The sequence below is a fragment of the Rhizobium tumorigenes genome, assembly GCF_003240565.2.
GTDB lineage: Bacteria > Pseudomonadota > Alphaproteobacteria > Rhizobiales > Rhizobiaceae > Rhizobium > Rhizobium tumorigenes.
Genome location: NZ_CP117258.1, coordinates 169,849 through 187,211, shown reverse-complemented (window position 1 = coordinate 187,211; position 17,363 = coordinate 169,849). Strand labels below are relative to the sequence as shown.

Annotated in this window: 15 protein-coding genes and 1 pseudogene; 6 read left to right on the top strand and 10 right to left on the bottom strand. The window is 57.8% G+C overall.

The features are described from left to right. Nucleotides 1-132: 132 nt before the first annotated feature. The 3 genes from PR017_RS24470 to PR017_RS24460 all read right to left on the bottom strand — a co-directional run bounded on the left by PR017_RS24470 (nucleotide 133) and on the right by PR017_RS24460 (nucleotide 3,652). Nucleotides 133-1,143: an IS30 family transposase gene (locus tag PR017_RS24470; protein ID WP_111215463.1), complete on the bottom strand. Its 1,011-nt coding sequence runs from the start codon at nucleotides 1,141-1,143 to the stop codon at nucleotides 133-135. Between the two features lie 247 nt (nucleotides 1,144-1,390). Next, a complete protein-coding gene (locus PR017_RS24465) occupies nucleotides 1,391-2,812 on the bottom strand; it encodes an ISNCY family transposase (RefSeq protein WP_111218748.1) in 1,422 nt (473 codons plus the stop codon). 288 nt (nucleotides 2,813-3,100) lie between these two features. Beyond that, a complete protein-coding gene (locus PR017_RS24460; RefSeq protein ID WP_111220973.1) occupies nucleotides 3,101-3,652 on the bottom strand; it encodes a hypothetical protein in 552 nt (183 codons plus the stop codon). 1,015 nt (nucleotides 3,653-4,667) lie between these two features. On the opposite strand from PR017_RS24460, the gene PR017_RS24455 reads away from it, so the two are divergent. Next, nucleotides 4,668-6,602, top strand: a complete 1,935-nt coding sequence (locus PR017_RS24455) for a DUF4139 domain-containing protein (protein ID WP_161959341.1) — start codon at nucleotides 4,668-4,670, stop codon at nucleotides 6,600-6,602. 231 nt (nucleotides 6,603-6,833) lie between these two features. Here PR017_RS24455 and PR017_RS24450 read toward each other — a convergent pair whose 3' ends face one another. Continuing rightward, nucleotides 6,834-7,607, bottom strand: a complete 774-nt coding sequence (locus PR017_RS24450) for a DeoR/GlpR family DNA-binding transcription regulator (RefSeq protein ID WP_111220971.1) — start codon at nucleotides 7,605-7,607, stop codon at nucleotides 6,834-6,836. A 128-nt stretch (nucleotides 7,608-7,735) separates the two neighbouring features. Between PR017_RS24450 and PR017_RS24445 the strand changes: the two genes are divergently transcribed. Further along, nucleotides 7,736-8,899, top strand: a complete 1,164-nt coding sequence (locus PR017_RS24445) for an MFS transporter (RefSeq protein WP_111220970.1) — start codon at nucleotides 7,736-7,738, stop codon at nucleotides 8,897-8,899. Nucleotides 8,900-9,226: 327 nt separating this feature from the next. On the opposite strand, the gene PR017_RS24440 is transcribed toward PR017_RS24445, so the two are convergent. Then, nucleotides 9,227-10,057, bottom strand: coding sequence for an SDR family oxidoreductase (locus PR017_RS24440; protein ID WP_111220969.1), 831 nt, complete (start codon nucleotides 10,055-10,057; stop codon nucleotides 9,227-9,229). Nucleotides 10,058-10,155: 98 nt separating this feature from the next. Between PR017_RS24440 and PR017_RS28380 the strand changes: the two are divergent. Beyond that, nucleotides 10,156-10,335, top strand: a pseudogene (locus PR017_RS28380) (helix-turn-helix domain-containing protein); the annotation flags it as partial. Between the two features lie 12 nt (nucleotides 10,336-10,347). Further along, entirely contained in the window at nucleotides 10,348-11,061 is a 714-nt protein-coding gene (locus tag PR017_RS24435) for a LysR substrate-binding domain-containing protein (RefSeq protein WP_341798968.1), read from the top strand. A 179-nt stretch (nucleotides 11,062-11,240) separates the two neighbouring features. Here the strand turns inward: PR017_RS24435 and PR017_RS24430 are convergent, their stop codons facing one another. Further along, entirely contained in the window at nucleotides 11,241-11,867 is a 627-nt protein-coding gene (locus PR017_RS24430; protein ID WP_164498249.1) for a LysE family translocator, read from the bottom strand. 486 nt (nucleotides 11,868-12,353) lie between these two features. After that, the gene (locus PR017_RS24425; RefSeq protein WP_111220967.1) at nucleotides 12,354-13,172 is read right to left on the bottom strand and encodes an alpha/beta fold hydrolase; all 819 of its coding nucleotides are present in this window, start codon (nucleotides 13,170-13,172) and stop codon (nucleotides 12,354-12,356) included. A 214-nt stretch (nucleotides 13,173-13,386) separates the two neighbouring features. Here PR017_RS24425 and PR017_RS28655 point away from each other — a divergent pair, with 214 nt between their 5' ends. Further along, entirely contained in the window at nucleotides 13,387-13,554 is a 168-nt protein-coding gene (locus PR017_RS28655; RefSeq protein ID WP_481900268.1) for a hypothetical protein, read from the top strand. 140 nt (nucleotides 13,555-13,694) lie between these two features. On the opposite strand, the gene PR017_RS24415 is transcribed toward PR017_RS28655, so the two are convergent. Then, complete coding sequence (locus PR017_RS24415; RefSeq protein WP_111220966.1) at nucleotides 13,695-14,024, bottom strand: ArsR/SmtB family transcription factor; 330 nt, start codon at nucleotides 14,022-14,024, stop codon at nucleotides 13,695-13,697. Between the two features lie 107 nt (nucleotides 14,025-14,131). On the opposite strand from PR017_RS24415, the gene PR017_RS24410 reads away from it, so the two are divergent. Further along, nucleotides 14,132-14,878, top strand: coding sequence for a glucose 1-dehydrogenase (locus tag PR017_RS24410; protein WP_111220965.1), 747 nt, complete (start codon nucleotides 14,132-14,134; stop codon nucleotides 14,876-14,878). A 220-nt stretch (nucleotides 14,879-15,098) separates the two neighbouring features. Here the strand turns inward: PR017_RS24410 and PR017_RS24405 are convergent, their stop codons facing one another. Beyond that, nucleotides 15,099-15,494, bottom strand: coding sequence for a RidA family protein (locus PR017_RS24405; RefSeq protein ID WP_111220964.1), 396 nt, complete (start codon nucleotides 15,492-15,494; stop codon nucleotides 15,099-15,101). Nucleotides 15,495-15,560: 66 nt separating this feature from the next. Beyond that, on the bottom strand, nucleotides 15,561-17,363 hold the full coding sequence (locus PR017_RS24400) for an ABC transporter ATP-binding protein (RefSeq protein ID WP_111220963.1): 1,803 nt from the start codon (nucleotides 17,361-17,363) through the stop codon (nucleotides 15,561-15,563).

Sequence of the window (17,363 nt, the reverse complement as noted above, 5' to 3'; positions counted from 1 at the left end):
TGAGTTTAAGCTATTCAGATTCGATGACTGATCTGAAGCCAGGCTGGCGTCAGGAGGAGTAGAAGATCTTCCAAAATCTAAACTATTGTAATTGTGAGTTCACGGTGAACCGCGACTTGCGGACGTCCCAAGCTATCCCGCTCGCCTGATCTGGGCGAGAACTTTCTGGCGAAAGACTTCTGCGGGGGTTTTGTAGCCGAGGCATTTACGCGGCGTTGAGTTTAGCCTGTTGCAGATTTCCACCAGATCGCCCTCGGTGATTGACAGCGGATTGACCTCTCTCGACAACCATTTGCGGGCCCGGCGATTGGTGTTTTCGACAGTGCCTTTTTGCCAGGGCGATTGCGGATCGCAAAACCAGGTCTGCGTTCCGATCCCTGCCTGCAAATACGGCCAATCGGTAAACTCTGTGCCGCGGTCGAAGGTAATCGAGCGGCGGGCGAGATGGGGTAGGGATTGCAGCACGCCAATCAGCTTGTCCATGATCGGCTTCGACTGACGGTCATTGTTGCGCAAGAGGACGGCAAACCGACTGACGCGTTCGACCAGTGACGTCACGTTGGCTTTGCCGAACTTCTGTCGAAACTGGATGAGATCGCACTCCCAATGGCCGAATTGCTTGCGTTCTGCCACCGCTTCCGGACGGTTGAGAATGTTGACCTCCGGGCCGAAGCGACGGCCATGGCAGCGCCTGGCGTGTCTCGGGCGGCGTCTGGCCCGATGCTCAGGCAGATGTCGCCAAAGCTTGATCGCCTGGCCGTCGGATGAATATGCGAATTTGTAGATCGTCTCATGGCTGACGCAGTTTTTCTGCCCTTCGACCTGTAGCCGGCCGGCAACCTGCTGCGGCGACCATCCATGCATGATCTGTTCGATGACTGCCTGGCGCAGCTCGGAGAAGCGGGCAAGCTTGCGCAGCTTTGCACGCCGGTCGCGCGCCATCTCATGGGCCGTGACGCAGTAGTAGCCGTTGAGGTCTTCCATAGCGGAATCTTCAAAAGCATTGCGTCGCAGTTCCCGGAAAATGGTCGACCGATGGCGACCGAGTTTCTCGGCGATCACTGTGGCGCTGATGCCTGCAGTCTTACAGCGCGCGATCTTGCGCCGCTCATCCAGGTCGATCTGCGAATAGGTGCGTTCCATGTCTCATTCCTCGCAAGCGATAAGCCATTGTTATCTATTGCAAGTCGCACTTCATCCTTGAACCCACCCCCGCTACAGCCCGTGTCAAAGCTGGTTAGAGACGCGACGGTGTCAGCCATTTAGAAATGCGACACTGGCTCTGCGGGTCAGCCCCCGATCCGCCCGGCTGGTCCGGGTTGCAAGGGCGGAGCGGGGGCGGTGGAGAACACCGTTTCGGCTTTAGCTTTGAGACGATGTGCGCTTCTGTTCATTCGGCAGCCTCCATCCGCGCCAGCGCCTTCTGCCGCTTTGCAATCACCGCCGGGTCGTTCATGTAATCTGTCCTCGGCTTGCGACCGCGCTTCTGATAGCCATTGCCCTGGCTGCCGTCGCGAATGCCGAACATGTGATCCGTCTGGCCGGTGCGGCGGGGACCGCTCTTGCTACGGTGCAGTTCGCGCCCGGCCTGCATCTCGGCGACAACAGACAGCATGTCGTCCAGACGCTTGTTCTCAACGACGTCCGGCCGATGGACCGACCGCAGCTTGTCGAACGTTCTGTAGGGCAGGGCAAAGCTCTCGTGCATGATCTCGAGGCGACCGTCGGGATAATCGCAGACAACAACCTTCTTTCCCGAAAGTGGCCTGGAGAGGTCAGTCGGATCGAGAATGAACAACACCTTGTCGTAGCGCAGCGTCAAAGCTTGCGACAACGTGCGGACTTCCTTCCGGCACATAGCGCCATCAAGGTTCTCATGATCGGCCAGCGACCGGTGCATGTCCTTCGGATTGCGTGGTGACTTGCCGAAACGACCATTGAAGTCGGCGATAAATTCCGGCGCATAGGCATTGGCCGCCGCGATCGTATCGATGCCGTGTAGCCGTAACTCCTTCACCAGCCGATCCTGCAGCGTCTGGTTGGCGCGTTCAACCCGGCCCTTGGCTTGCGGGGTGTTGGCGCAGATGATGTCGATGTTCAGCTCATAAAGCGCGCGTCCAAACTGCGTCAGGCCGCTCGTCCGGTCTTTCTCCGACGCATGGGTCGCCCGAAAGACACCATGCTTGTCGCTGTAGAAAGCCAGCGGTTTGCCCCATTGCTGCAGATAGGCCTTCGTCGCATGCAGGTAGTCGAATGTGTTCTCCGATCCGGCAAAGCGCAGATGCAACAGTTTGCCGGTGGCGTCATCAATGTAGACGAGCAGGGCGCATTTGGGGCCGCGGCTTTCGAACCACCAGTGATGCGAGCCGTCAATCTGGACGAGTTCACCAAAACAGTCGCGCCGGCCGCGCGGTTGGAACACGCGCTTCTTGCGGGCTCGGCGCGAGGTCCAGATACCAGCCTCGGTCATCCATTGGCGCAGCGTCTCCTTGGCCACCGAGATCTGATGAAGCTCGATCAGCTTCTCACGCGCCAGCGTCGGACCGAAATCCAGATAGCGTTCCCGGATCAGATCCAGCGCCGCATTGCGAAAATCTTCGCTGTGGCGGCGATTGCTGGGTCGTGATCGCTTCTTCGACACGAGGCCGGCCGAACCGGCACTGTCATAAGCCTGCAGCAGCCTGTGGACCTGGCTGCGACAGAGATCAAGCAGTTCGGCCGCCTGAACGACACTCAAGCGATGATCCCGGATCTTCTGGATGACTTCGAGGCGATGCAATTCTTTCTGTGACATGGTGATCAAACAGGACATGACGACTCCGTTCGCTCCTGGTCTCCACCAGGCTGGACGTCGTCATCCTTGCTCCCAACGTTGATGTTGACCAGTGCATCGAAAGGCGAGACTGTCGCATCTCTAACTGGCCCAACTGTCGCATTACTAAATAGCCGCTACAGCCCGAAAATGCGTAATCATTATTATGGAACATAGTGGCTTTGCATTGCCGTAACCGAGATATGGATGCCATCTTTGTCACTAGGGCCTGTAAGAACGGCTTGCAACGGGCTGCTTCGACACAATCTTTATCTCTACGACGTTCAGTCAGAGCTTGACCGGCTTGTAAAGCGAGAGATCGACGCCTCCTTCGCGCGGCCCGGAACGCCATATGATCGATCGGTCAACCTCGCGGCCCTCGACATAGGCTACTCCACCCGGGTTGCCGACTGCTTCCCGCAAGAATTCGAACAGGAAGACGAAGTTGGATGGGAAGGCCACCTCCTCTTTGAGGATGACGGGCGACTCTCCGAGAATAGTTGCGATATGCCTTACAACGTCAATAGGACTGCCCTCGAACACCGGCTTGTCGTCGAATTTCAAAAGCCGGGTGCTCCTGTCCGCCAGTATTTCCACCAAATGATCGGATTGATAGGTGAGAACAAGCCTGTCCTTGTCACCACGCACTTCCGTTTCGGCCGCGGAACTCGGCCCGCTCTCCTGATAGGCCCCGAGAATTTCCTGCTTCTCCTCCTCGGTCAGCCCTTCCCCGAGTTCGGCCAGGGTGTCGTGCAGGATGTCGTCCGGAATCCGGTCGGCGGCCCCACCCTTGGATGCTCCGTAGATCGATGTGAAGCGATCGACCTGCGATCTCGACATTCCAAACCTCAATTCACCGAGGCCAAACCTCGGCTCCAAGCGCCAATTCCGGTTCTCATCCATAGCCCCACTCCCCTTGCTGGATTGCGCCATTTTTCTTCAGGCAAGTTGCATAGGCCGTGGCCTGGGCTATCGTTCCGTCGTATTTAGCGGGATCCATCCTTTGGATCGTCAGCGATCCCACACAAGCGCCAACGAAAGCGAACTCCACTGAAATCGTGGTTGCGAACCATGACCCTGACACCCATCCTCCCACAGGGATGCCTATCGCTAACATACATACTAGCAGGATCAATTTTATCTGGCGTGGTGATACGCTCTTCGACCCCCAATGTAGGCCATGGCGGCTGTAGTTTCCCCGGCCGCCAGAACGCCTGTCGCTTCCATCTTAGTCTCTTCGAAACAGCTTTGAGAGCAATCGCCGCGTGAGGGCGTGCGCGAGCAAGATGGAGGAGAATTCGCCTAAAGAGAATGTGCCGAGACACCGCCTACAATGTTCGTCTATCAATTTGCCATTGTGAAAGTGATCAAGCAAAACATTTCTCATTTTCGCCATCTGCTCGCACCGATGCCCACTCCGCAGTGAATCAAAAGCTTGGATGATGGAAAGGTTGCAAGCATCCGGGCAGTCACTCGGGCGAGACGCACGCGAGCGATGTTGATCTGAGCGAATATGAAAGGATGTGGGTTCGGGGTGCCGCTGATGAGGCGAGTCTTCTGCCTGGTGACGGCGCTTCCGTTCCTATGGCAGCGGTCTCAGGAGGCTAGAAGCGGCAGGTCAGCGATGCGAATAAGGACATTGGTGAGCCAAGCCTTTGGAGCCGTGCAGGAAGTTTATAGACAAGTGGTCGATGGTCAGATCGCATAAGGTGCCTCAGCATGTGAATCATCCGCCGAAGTTCAGCTACCCACCCCAAATTTGCTTCAATTACCGTGAACTTGCGGGTTGAAGTAAACTGCAAGTGCGCCCGTGGATTGCCAAAGGACGCTTGCCATGAATTTGTGGGGAGAATTCATGTCTGTTTCGAACGCGGCTTTTTCAGTGCTTTTCCTGTCCCTTGCGGCATCGACAGCGTTTGCCGGGTCCAATGGCCCGATCAAGTTTGTCACCCTGTCATCCGGCGGCTTGGCAGAAATCGTCCGTTCTGCCACCGTCGGTCAGAATGCCGAGATCAACATCGACGTGCCGCTGGGCCAGGTTGATGATATCCTCAAGAGCATCGTCATTCGCGACGACAAAGGTAACGTCAAGAGCTTGTCACTGGCTGGCCCTACTCCGGTCGATGAGATCTTCAAAACGCTGCCGTTCAAGCTATCCGATCTGACGTCCCTGCCAGCACTGTTGAATTCGATCAAAGGCAGCCGCATCCAGGCCGGTGAGCAGCAGGGCGTTGTGCTCGGCGTGACTGAAATCCCGGGCAATGCCCAGACTCCACTGAGCTGGCAGCTCTCATTCCTGCGCGATGACGGCGCGATCTCGATGGTTCCTCTTCCGGGAACCCAGATCACGATTGTCGATCCCGCCATCAGGGACAAGCTCAAAAGCGCCGTGAGCGTCATCTCGAAGGCAAGCATCGATGGTGCTCGGACCATCAGCATCAAGTTGGACGGGCCCGAAGGTCGCGATGTCGACATTTCCTACGTGGTGCCCGCTCCGATCTGGAAAATGTCCTACAGGCTGGTCACCGGCCAGGATGGCACCGTTCGCTTGCAGGCTTGGGCCATCTTCGAAAATGCCTCGGGCGAAGACTGGCACCACGTCGGCATCACCCTGTCATCCGGCAGGCCGGTCACGTTGAGGCAGCGACTACATCAGCTGTTCTGGAAGCAGCGGCTTGAGGTAACCGTCGACACCACGTCCATCGCCGTGGGCGAGGTCATTGCGGCGAAACCATTGCCCCGAAGAACTATGCCAGCGATGGCCATGGCAGCCCCGCCACCAGCGCCGATGATGGAAAAGAGCAGCGACGCTTCAATGGCGGGACCGGCCGACCCGGTCTTGGCGGAGGAGGGCTCTGTTACCTCGACCTTCGCACTTTCTGGAACCTACGACGTCAAGAACGGCGACACGCTGTCCGTACCGATCCTGGACCAGGGCGTGAAGGCCGAGATGGTGTCGCTGTTCCGTCCTGAAGCGGGGAGCGAGCACCCGACGGCCGCCGCGATGATCGACAATGACAGCCGCGTCAGCCTGCCACCGGGGATCATCACCGTCTATGACGTCAAGCAGGGGTACGTCGGTGACGCCCAGACCATAGGACTGCCGACCGGGCAGAAGCAGGCGGTCAGCTTCGCGCTCGACCAGAAGGTTTCCATCACCTCGGAACCCCGGTCAGGAAGTACAATCACGCAGATCAAGGTTGTCGATGGCATGATCAGCACGACTTCGATCACACGCGAGGACACGGTCTACAGCATCGTGGGTGCCAGTGACGCACCAAGAACCGTGTTGATCGAGGAGATGAAGCGACCGGGCTGGACCTTCAAGGCGGACGACATGATAGATGGCACGCCGACCAAGGACCGCATCAAGACAGTTGTGAAGGCCGGAGAGACCAAGGTCGTGACGTCCACGCTGTCAATCGTCAACCAGGAGAGCTTTGCCTTGGCGGATGCTGGATCGAATGAATTGATCCAGTGGCAGGACTCAGCCACTGATCCGGCAATGCGGGCAAAACTCGCTGACCTGGTGAAGGCGAAGACTGTTCAGGATGCGGCGAGGCAGACGCTTGAGGACCTGGACCAGCAGTTTGCGCGTGGTGAGGCGGATCAGCAGCGGGCCAGGTCCAATCTACAATCGGTTGGCAGCGGCGACACCAAGACAAGGTTCGAGAAGCTGCTGAACGGTGCGGAGGACAAGTTGGAGAAGATCGAGCTGGCTCGGGCCGAACAACGAAAAATCATCGAAACCGCAAACGCGAAGGTTGCGGCCATTGTCAGATCATTTTGAAAATGCACGGGGTACATCCGTTCGGGTCCATTTAAGCGAGAAAATAGGAACCATCTTTTGAATAGCTTGCGGCTCGGTGGCCAGATCAGCTTTGGGCGCGAGATCTAACCGCGATCTGCTCAGCAAGCTGTTCCACAATGTCAACAGGCGTTGCATTTCGGAACGCACTGGCGGCATCAGATGCCCGCCTGATCCCTGCCGACGTCAGAAATAGCGCTCGGTCTTTACAACTCATACCACCCCGCGCACAACGGTTGGTGTCACATGCACCTGGACCTCAGCCTGCGCAAAACCTGCTTTATCGAAATCATCATTTTCCACGATCAAGTAATCGATCATTGATGCGTCTGCGACCTTGAACGGCGCCACTGTACCGAGTTTTTCCGCAGTGGCGGCGACAAGCAACATACTGCTCTGTCCGACCATGGTTCGCTTGAGCTCGGCCTCCCCGGCATCCAGTGCCGTGATGCCGACGGTGCTGTCGACGCCACACGCGCCGACAATAAACAGATCGGCAAACACCTGGCTGGCTTCCCGCACCGCTTGTGGTCCGAGGCAAGCGCCCTTGCCCTGATCATATATGCCGCCCAAGACGATGATGGTATAGTTCGGTCGCTCGGACAGCGCCGTGGCGATCACGGGAGCGTTGGTGACAATAGTCAGCCTCTGGCTTAGGGACAGAGCGCTGGCGATAGCCAGATTTGTTGATCCTGCGTCGATGAAAATCGTCTGGCCATCTTCGACCAGCGCCGCTGCAGCCAGCGCCAGCCTAGATTTTCGATCCTGTTGTATGGCTCTCCGGTTAGCCAGGGTGCCGAGATCGGGTGCGGGCAGCAAAGCCCCACCATAGACCCGCCGGCAAAATCCGAGCTTGGCTAGCTCTCTCAAATCCCTGCGCACCGTGTCCTCGGAAACTTCAAACTGCATTGCAAGTTCGCTGGCCAAGACTTTTCCGCTGGCGGTTAGTTGCTCTCGAATGCGGTCAAGCCTTTCCTCCGTTAGCATCCAGCAACTCCCCTCAATTGATGTTGATACACGTTCTTGCACATTCTTGCGCGTTCTGACAAGAGTGCGCAGCGCTCCGCCCCCATTTCCATGTCCGATCCCGCGCTGATTATCTCGAGGTACCTCAAATGTCCCATTCCCAAATCATGAACGAGCGTCCCCTGGCTGGAGCACGGGAGCAGTGGGCTACCCGTGCCGGCTTCCTCATTGCGGGTTCGGCCATGGCGGCTTGGGCGCCCTTGGTCCCGCTTGCCAAGCTACGCGTTGGAGCTGATGACGGTGCTCTTGGCATGGTACTGCTCTGCCTCGGGCTTGGCTCCATTGTCTCGATGCCGTTGGTCGGGATCCTTGCAAGTCGCTTCGGTTGCAGGGCCGTCATCGTGACGAGCACGCTTGTGCTCGCCCTCGTGCTGCCATTGCTAGCTGTTGTCGACACCATCGGCGGCTTGGCGATCTCACTGGCGTTGTTTGGGGCGAGTGTGGGTGCCGTGGACGTCGCTATCAATATCCAAGCCGTCATGGTCGAAAAAGACAGTAAACGTAACATGATGTCTGGCTTTCACGGCTTGTTCAGCGTGGGCGGCATCTTGGGCGCCGGTGGTATGAGCCTTCTGCTCGGAGCGGGCGTTGCACCATCGATAGCGACCTTGATGTTCAGCGCGCTGTTAGTCGTCCTGCTTGTCCTATCGTTTTCAGGTCTCTTGCCTTATGGCAATCGCGAAGTCGGACACACTCCGCTATTCACCCTGCCACGCGGTATTGTAGCCTTCATTGGCTTGTTGTGCTTTCTGGCCTTTCTTGCCGAGGGCGCGATCCTGGACTGGAGCGCAATCTTCCTCATCGGCGCTCATCTGGTCGATCCGGCTCATGCCGGGTTTGGTTATACGATGTTCGCCCTTGCAATGACGGCAGGTCGCCTATCAGGCGACTGGATCGTCAAAGCGCTTGGCGGCATGAAGGTTGTGGTCGGCGGTGGCCTGATCTCCGCCTTGGGCTTCCTGCTTGCGGTCATCGCTCCCAATCAACCGCTGGCCTTTGCCGGCTTTTTGCTGGTGGGGCTGGGAGCTTCCAATATTGTGCCGGTGCTGTTTACAGCTGCGGGGCGGCAAGCCCTCATGCCGCCGAGCCACGCGATCGCGGCGATCACAACGATCGGTTATTCCGGAATGCTTGTGGGGCCCGCCGCCATCGGGTTCGTTGCACAGCATTGGAGTTTGAACGCAGCATTCGTCCTGGTTGCTGCTGGGATGGCGTTCGTTGCGCTCAGCTGGCCTCTGAGCACGCGGCGGTAAAAGCCTTTTCGAGCAATTCGACCGATCAAAACGTTGACCGAATTGCTCGATCCGATGCTCGAAGAAGTTCTGTACGTTAACGCATGGGAGACGAAGGCCGTTAGGCGGGCGGCAGACCAGACAGGTCCCTAAAATAGTTTATGCCCTCCAATACGAAGCATGCCCAGCACGCGTATGTGCCAATCAAACTGGGCTTGGTCGTATGCTGGCTTGCCTCCATGTCAGCGAGCGATGAGCACTCGCTATTTCACTTCAGTTGAACGACGCAATGGGGATCCGCCTTTGTCTTCAAGACAAAGGCGAATGGATGCATAGCGAGATAGGTCGCTAGTCAAGGCGGTCAGCGGAAAAGGCAATATCCCTTTGGCTTTCAAGGGCACCAAGTCTCTGGCCAAGCGCTTTGGAAATGGACTCGTAGGCCGTGCTTCCCAGCGCAAGCCGCAGTGCCGGCTTGTCCATGTCAGCGGCGGCGATGATCGCTGCTACGGTGCGTTTCGCGTCGCCCTTCAGTAAGAAGTTGCCGCTGGCGATGGCCCGCCTGATGTCACCGGCAGGTGTGGCATCATAGACGCCCATGGGCTCAGCTTGGTCGAGGCCAGCGCCGAAGTTGGTGACCGTCGGGCCCGGCTCGGCAATGATGAAATCGATCCCGAAGGGTGCGACTTCCTGAGCCACGGATTCGACAAAGCCTTCGATCCCCCATTTTGTCGCATGGTAGAGACTGAAATTCGAATAGGCGATTTGGCCGCCTTCCGACGAAACCTGAACGATACGCCCGCCACCCTGCTGTCGGAGCCTTGGCAGCGCCGCGCGTATGAGATGGATCGAGCCTACGAGATTGGTAGCGATCTGCCTGTCGATCTGCGCATCCGTAAGTTCTTCGGCAGCTCCAAACAGGCCATAGCCGGCATTGCTGACGACAACGTCGATGCGCCCCGCACGATCAAAGGCATCTGTGATCGCAGATCGAATGCTTGGCGGATTCGTCAGGTCCAGATTGGTCACGGTGAGTCGCTCGCCATAGAGCTCCTTGAGCGGCGCGAGAGATCCCTCCCGCCGAACGGTCGCAACGGCGGCATCGCCACGTGCGAGAACCTGCTCGGTCATTTCGCGCCCAAGGCCGGATGATGCTCCGGTAATAAACCAGGTCTTTCTCATGAGTTTTTACTCCTGTTGATAACCCTTGCTATGTGGAGCGACCTCAATGGTGATATAAGACCGACAAAATCGGACAAGCTCGTGTGGAAAATTCACCAATGGAACGACCTACCCTGACTGACCTCGAAGCGTTTCGGATGGTAGCGATGCATCGCAGCTTCAAGAGGGCGGCCGATGAAATAGGCGTCTCTCGCTCATCGCTCAGCCACACCCTGATCAATCTGGAAGCCAAGCTGGGTGTCAGGCTGTTGAACCGGACGACGCGCAGCGTTTCGCCCACAGATGCTGGATTGCAGTTGCTCGATAGCCTGGCACCAGTGCTTCGCGATCTGGAGAAGGCGCTTGATGGAATTGCCGATGTTCGTGGTGCCCCGCGCGGCAATTTGCGGATCAATGCCAACAAGGGTGCCGCACAGTGGCTGCTGAGAAATGTGGTTCCGGCATTCATCGCTCGATATCCCGCCGTCACGCTTGACCTTGTTTCGGAAGGGCGTCTGGTTGATATTGTGGCTCAAGGTTTCGATGCAGGTGTCAGGCTGGCGGAGGCCGTGCCGCAGGACATGATCGCAGTCCCCCTGAACAAACACGCACGTTTCGTAGCGGTTGCCTCGCCGGCCTATCTTGCAGAACATGGAGCCCCGGCGACACCGGACGATCTGATGTCCCATACCTGCATTCGACAGCGATTGCCGAGTGGCGCGCGATACCGATGGGAATTCAGCCTAAATGGCGAAGAGCTTTCGATCGATCCTCCCGGCGCACTCACTCTGGACGACAATGCGCTGATGATCGATTGTGCCGCTAGAGGTCTGGGAATCGCCTTCGTCCCCAAATATTTGGCCCAGCAACAGCTTGACGCTCGCGATCTGGTGATCTTGCTGGCTGCCTGGAGCCCAAAAATCCCAGGGAACGTTCTTTACTATCCAGGCTACAGGCACGTTCCCTCGGCTCTGCGAGCGTTCATCGGCATTGTAAGGGAAGCGCAACGGGAGGTGAACAGATAGTTCGCTGTCCCGATCTGGTGTCGACGTGATGGCTCATGGGCGTTGCCAAGCGGCTGGTGACCACGTCAGGGCGCTTGGCTTTTTAGAGACACGACAACACCCCTCAGGATAGTGCCTTCGGTAGAAATCCTGCCCTGGAACGGAGGGCACGGCGCGCAAACTGTTTTCCCCAAGCTTCGCTATCGATGCTGGACGGCGAGCCGTGCGCCAAGGGCGAGATAAATCGAACCAATGATTTTACCTTGCCACTTGCCGATCTGTCGATGACCGCTAATCCATCCCGATACGCTGCCAGCCGCAACGGCCAAGATCGACGTATACAGAGCGCTCATAACAGCGAACGTTAAGCCGAGGATCGCAAACTGGGAAACAACTGCTCCGTGTTCGGATGTGATAAACTGAGGTAGAAATGCCAAAAAAAACAGGGCAGTTTTCGGGTTCAAGATCTCCGCAACGATAGCCTGGCGAAACGCTTGATAGGACGTGATCTTGCTAGCTCGGGTAAGTTCAAGGCTTGCCTGCTTTTCCAAGATCGAACGAATGCCTAGATAGACCAAATAGGCAACACCCGCATACTTCACGATCTCAAAGGCCAGTGCCGAGGTCATCAAGATCGCCGAGAGGCCCAAAGTTGCCATGAGGGTGTGAACGAGATCGCCAAAGGCTACACCCAAGCCTGTTGCGATGCCCACCCTTCTCCCGCCACTGACGGATCTAGCCAGCACGAGAAATACGGCCGGCCCGGGTATCAGGAATAGCCCGAAAACAACTGCGACGTAGGTCAGATAGGTTGACAATGTGATCATGATTTCGCTCCGCGAAAATTGGCCCTCAAGAGCAAGGTCATACGGCCAAATGTAATGCAAGCGGGACGTCGCTGCATCAGGTCAGTTTGGTCTCACTGGAGTCTGGAGAGTTATTTGAGGTCCCATGGGACGGTTCTGCGACTTCGGGCGGGCTTACGCGGCCCGTAACAGCCCGTCAGATACTGTTGTTGCATGGCCGCTTCCACAACCGCGCTGCAGTTTTACAGAGGAAGCGTGCAACATGGACCCATGGCTTGGATGACGGCAATGCCAGGGCGTCGCTCAGTTTGGATCCTAGCACTATCGCATCGCTGATCCCAGGTGCCTCTGTCTACGCCGTCAACTGCAGGAAAGGTCGGTGCGGACGCAACTCAGGGAAGCTTTCTTTTGGGGGTGCGAAGGTTGCTGACTACAATATTTTCGCGAAAAACCCGAAAGGCGGGACCAGCCCGCCTTTCGCATTGCCATATCAATCACTTCCGACAGTTAAGCCAGGAACTCGAGCAGATCCCTGTTAAGCCGCTCGGGTACCGTTGCGAACAGGCCGTGAGGCTCTCCGTCGTACTCAATTAGCGTCGCCCCGGTAATACCGGCTGCCGCAGCGCGGCCCGACGGATCGATGGGGACCGTCTTGTCGCCCGTCCCGTGAATGACCAACGTCGGCATCGTAAACGCTGGCAGATCGGCACGGAAATCCGTTCTCCCAAACGCGTCGATGCACTCGATCGTGGCTTTGGGGCTCGCCATGATGGCGAGTGTAAACGACCAATCGAGCACGCCTTCGCTGACCGGATTGGTCAGCAAGCCGACCCCGTAAAAGGTTTTTGCGAAGGCCTGCAGGAACGCGAAGCGGTCCTTGCGGATCTGCGCTTTCATATCCTCAAATACGCTTGCGTCCACGCCATCCGGATTGCTCTCGTCCTTCAGGAGATACGGGGCGACAGAAGAGACCAAGACAGTCTTTGCAACGCGTGATGCCCCGTGGCGGCTAAGATAGCGGGCGATCTCGCCGCCACCCATCGAGAACCCGACCAGCGCGACCTGCTGCAGGTCGAGTTCTTCCAGGACACTCGCCAAATCGTCGGCGAAGACATCGTAATTATAGCCGTCGGCGGGATGACCCGACTGGCCGAAACCACGCCGGTCATAGGTTATGACCCGGTATCCGGCTTCCAGAAGTGCCAGCGTTTGGTACTCAAACATGTCGCCTGTCAGCGGCCAGCCATGGATGAGAAGAACCGGACGCCCCTGGCCCATATCTTTGACATGCAATTGCGTGCCATCTTTTGCTTTGACGAATGCCATTTAGAACTCCTTCAATTGAAGCCGTTAAACCTTTGGGAGCTTCACATGTTCCGAGGCTCCAGCCGCTAACGCCAATTTGCGCACTTTCAATCAAGTCGTTGTCGGTAGAACTGGTGCTGAGCGCGGGCCGAGGGCGGCCAATAACGGTGATCCGAGAACAGAGGAAGGACGTGCGTTGTTGGCGGAGCGCTCGCCGATCCATAAAGTTAACAGCGTGACCAAGCCGATGTTGATTTTCCACGGTGCAAATGACGTGCGTTGTAAAGTAGCCCAGAGCGACACGATCGTAGAAGCTATGCAGGGAAAGCGATCCCGGTCTTGTTCTGGGAGCATCCCCTCCCCGGACCGAAGACCTTCCCGCCACGCATTCCCGCGCAAATGACTAACTCTTCACTGTGCACGAGGATCTACTTACGCGTTCGCCTGTAAGAGGGCACATCTCGATTGCGGCAGAAGTGGGCACGCGCAAGTTGAAAAGATCAGCTACAGGCCAATTACTGTGGCCCCAGCAGAACCGCCTCTCTACTTTGCATCCCTCTCATAAGCGGTCAAAATCGCGACGATGAGCCCCGGAAAGCGCTCTTCCACCTCGGAGCAACGCGAATGATTGCTCATTTCCACGCCATGTCGTTCGCACCGTATGAGGCCAGCTTCCCTCAAAACCTTGAAATGCTGCGACAGTGACGATTTTGGGATTACTCGCCCGCCCAGGTTTGAGACCGCAGCGCATGTGCCACAGAAGCCAGCGCCCGCGATTTGCGCGAAGATTGCCGCTCTCTCTGGATCTGAGAGAGCATACAAAATCGCCTCGGGCTTCACGTCTATAATCGCGGGATGAAAGAGTGGTCTCATATCATTTTATATAGGGGCACTTGAAATACAGATCAACAGTTCCGAAGTCCTGAACTACGGGAAAACAAACCAGTTCTGGCGGCACCCGTTTTCTAGGAGAAACCATAATGTCTAAACTCGCAGGAAAAGTAGCTGTCGTGACAGGCGCCTCCAAAGGCATCGGCGCCGCGATTGCCAAGGCCTTTGCCGCTGAGGGCGCTAAGGTCGTGGTGAATTATTCGTCAAGTCAAGCTGGAGCAGATGCAGTTGTGAAAGCGATCACTTCGGCAGGTGGCGACGCCATCGCGGTGCAAGGTGACGTTTCAAAGGCAGAGCAGGCAAAGGGATTGATCGACGCCGCAATTAGGGAATTCGGAAAGCTTGACGTGCTGGTCAACAATTCCGGCGTTTACGCGTTCGGCGCGATCGAAGATGTCACCGAGGAGAGCTATCGCCATATGTTCGATGTGAACGTTCTTGGCGTTTTGCTTACGACGAAAGAGGCTGTCAGACACTTCGCAAATGGCGGCAGCGTGATCAATATCTCGTCGGCGGTGACGAGCCTGGCTCCTCCAACCTCCTCGGTCTACACAGGGACAAAGGGCGCGGTCGATGCCATCACAAGCGTCCTCGCCAACGAATTGGGTGGCCGCAAGATCAGGGTGAATGCGATCCTACCCGGCATCGTGGAGACCGAAGGGACCCATACTGCCGGGTTCGTTGGTTCGGATTTCGAGCGGGACGCAGTTAGCAAGACTCCCCTTGGTCGCATTGGCCAGCCGAACGATATAGCGACCGTTGCGGTCTTTCTCGCCTCCGACGAATCCGGTTGGCTGACCGGCGAGCACCTGACCGCCAGCGGAGGCTTCCGCTAATCGGCGGAGCCAAGTAGTTAGTTAAACTCCGTTCAGGGCCACCGCATCCGCGTTGGCCCTGAACGGCGCAGATCTAACTGCATTTTGAATTCACGCTATCCGCGGACCTATTAAATTACTTTGCGAAATTTCCTCGGTTTTGATTCACTGGGATCGAACGGAGGGACAGCCTCGAGCGCCTTGCGTAGCGCTTGAGGATGGCGAAACCGGCCGGATCGTCTCAATCCAGCGGCTTGTAGGCAATGACGTCCATCTCGACCTTGACGTCGACCATCATCGGCGACTGGACAGTGGAGCGAGCCGGCGGGTGATCAATGAAGTGCTTCTGGAACACAGCATTGAAGCTGGAGAAGTCACGGGCATCGTCGAGCCAGACGTTGACCTTGACCACATGCTCGAGCGCGCAGTCGGCCAGCGCCAGCGCCGATTTCAGATTGGCGATCACCTGCTCCGTCTGGGCAACGATATTGCCGACGATAACCTCGCCATCAACGGTCGGCACCTGGCCCGAGACATAGACGTAGTCGCCGGCGCGAACGGCCTTGGCGAAGGGACGGCGCTGGCCGCCGGCCTGTGCGTCGGCAATATCGTAACGGATGAGTTTCTTGCTCGTCATGAAGGTGTCTTTCAGTTTGGTTTTGCACGTGCGGCCGCAGAGCCGCTGCGCTTTTCAGGTATGGTGTCAGGCCACTTCCTGGACGAAATGGCCGGGCGAAACTTCCCGATAAATACGCTTCGGTGCAACATAGTCGAAGGGACGGATCGGGCTTTTGATCTCTTCGGTCAGAGGCGGTGCGGTCTGGCCGCGACGCGCCGGATCGGGGATAGGCACCGCAGAGATCAGGCGGCGCGTATAGGCATGCTGCGGGTTGTCAAATATGGCCGCACGCGGGCCGATTTCGACGATTTCACCGAGGAACATCACCGCGACACGGTGGCTCATCCGCTCCACCACCGCCATATCGTGACTGATGAAGAGATAAGCAAGGCCACGCTTCTCCTGCAGGTCGAGCAGCAGGTTGGAGACCTGCGCCTTCACTGAAACGTCGAGTGCGGAGACAGCTTCGTCGGCAACGATGAATTTCGGATCGAGCGCCAGGGCCCGGGCAATAGAGATCCGCTGCCGCTGGCCGCCGGAAAATTCATGCGGGTGCCTGTCCGCCATCGCGGCCGACAGTCCCACCTGCTCCAGCAGTTCTTCGACCCGCGCTTTCGCATCCCGCCGGCCCATCAGGCCATGGGCGAGGATCGGTTCGGCAATTGCCGATCCGACGGTGAGGCGCGGATTGAGCGAGGCAAAAGGGTCCTGAAAGATCATCTGCGAGGTACGACGCATGGTTCGCAGTTCGCGTGTGCCGGCTTTCGTCACATCCTGGCCGTCGATGACGATCGAGCCGGCCGACGGATTGATAAGGCGGATGATGGCGCGGCCGGTCGTCGACTTGCCGCAGCCGGATTCGCCGACGAGCGATAGCGTTTCGCCAGGACGAAGATCGAAGGACACGTCTTCGACCGCGTGAACGCGACCGGTCGGCAGGTCGAAGCGGACGGAGAGACGATCGACCTTGAGGATCGGCGCGACGCTCGTAGCGACGGCAGACATCTGCCGGCCATCTACGGCTACGCCGGTCGTTGCATCCACCTCCGGAAACCGCTTTGGTGCCACTGCGGCACCCATGGTGCCGAGACGCGGGATCGAGGCGAGCAGCGATTTGGTGTAGATCGCCTTTGGCGCGGCAAAGATCTGCACTGTCGAACCGGTCTCGATCATGTCGCCTCGGAACATCACAACGGTCCGGTCGGCAATTTCCGCCACGACGCCCATGTCATGGGTGATGAACAGCACGCCCATGTTTTCCTCCTGCTGCAAGTCGCGCAGCAGATGGAGGATTTCGGCCTGGATCGTCACGTCGAGCGCGGTGGTCGGTTCGTCGGCGATCAAGAGCTTCGGTCGACAGGCAAGGGCCATGGCGATCATCACCCGCTGGCGCATGCCGCCGGAGAACTTGTGAGGATATTCGTGAAGGCGTGCCTTTGCTGCCGGGATCCGTACGCGTTCCATCAGCCGCACGGTCTCGGCTTCGGCCTCTGCCCACGACAGGCCGCGATGCAGGATAAGCGCTTCTGCAATCTGGTTGCCGATGGTGAAGACCGGGTTGAGCGACGTCATCGGCTCCTGGAAGATCATGCCGATGGATCCGCCACGCACCTTGCGCATCTCGGCTTCGCTTGCAGCCAGAAGGTCCGCTCCATCGAGCAGGATACGGCCTTCTGTGCGCGACCGGCCGGGCGGTAGCAGCCGCATCGTCGACAGCGCGGTGACGCTCTTGCCCGAGCCGCTTTCCCCGACGATCGCGACCGTCTCGCCGGCATCGACATGCAGGCTGATATTGCGGATGACGGCCTTCCAGCCTTCCGCCGTCTTGAACGAGGTGGTCAGGTTATCGATGACGAGAACCGGCCTGTTTGTGGGGGCTGCGGTCAT

Excerpts from the sequence above, each read along its gene's own strand:
- PR017_RS24465 (WP_111218748.1), bottom strand. The coding sequence starts at position 2,812 with ATGTCCTGTTTGATCACCATGTCACAGAAAGAATTGCATCGCCTCGAA.
- PR017_RS24410 (WP_111220965.1), top strand. The coding sequence starts at position 14,132 with ATGTCTAAACTCGCAGGAAAAGTAGCTGTCGTGACAGGCGCCTCCAAA.
- PR017_RS24470 (WP_111215463.1), bottom strand. The coding sequence starts at position 1,143 with ATGGAACGCACCTATTCGCAGATCGACCTGGATGAGCGGCGCAAGATC.
- PR017_RS24450 (WP_111220971.1), bottom strand. The coding sequence starts at position 7,607 with ATGCTAACGGAGGAAAGGCTTGACCGCATTCGAGAGCAACTAACCGCC.
- PR017_RS24440 (WP_111220969.1), bottom strand. The coding sequence starts at position 10,057 with ATGAGAAAGACCTGGTTTATTACCGGAGCATCATCCGGCCTTGGGCGC.
- PR017_RS24445 (WP_111220970.1), top strand. The coding sequence starts at position 7,736 with ATGTCCCATTCCCAAATCATGAACGAGCGTCCCCTGGCTGGAGCACGG.
- PR017_RS24400 (WP_111220963.1), bottom strand. The coding sequence starts at position 17,363 with ATGACCGCAGCCCCCACAAACAGGCCGGTTCTCGTCATCGATAACCTG.
- PR017_RS24405 (WP_111220964.1), bottom strand. The coding sequence starts at position 15,494 with ATGACGAGCAAGAAACTCATCCGTTACGATATTGCCGACGCACAGGCC.
- PR017_RS24455 (WP_161959341.1), top strand. The coding sequence starts at position 4,668 with ATGTCTGTTTCGAACGCGGCTTTTTCAGTGCTTTTCCTGTCCCTTGCG.
- PR017_RS24425 (WP_111220967.1), bottom strand. The coding sequence starts at position 13,172 with ATGGCATTCGTCAAAGCAAAAGATGGCACGCAATTGCATGTCAAAGAT.
- PR017_RS24415 (WP_111220966.1), bottom strand. The coding sequence starts at position 14,024 with ATGAGACCACTCTTTCATCCCGCGATTATAGACGTGAAGCCCGAGGCG.
- PR017_RS24430 (WP_164498249.1), bottom strand. The coding sequence starts at position 11,867 with ATGATCACATTGTCAACCTATCTGACCTACGTCGCAGTTGTTTTCGGG.
- PR017_RS24460 (WP_111220973.1), bottom strand. The coding sequence starts at position 3,652 with ATGTCGAGATCGCAGGTCGATCGCTTCACATCGATCTACGGAGCATCC.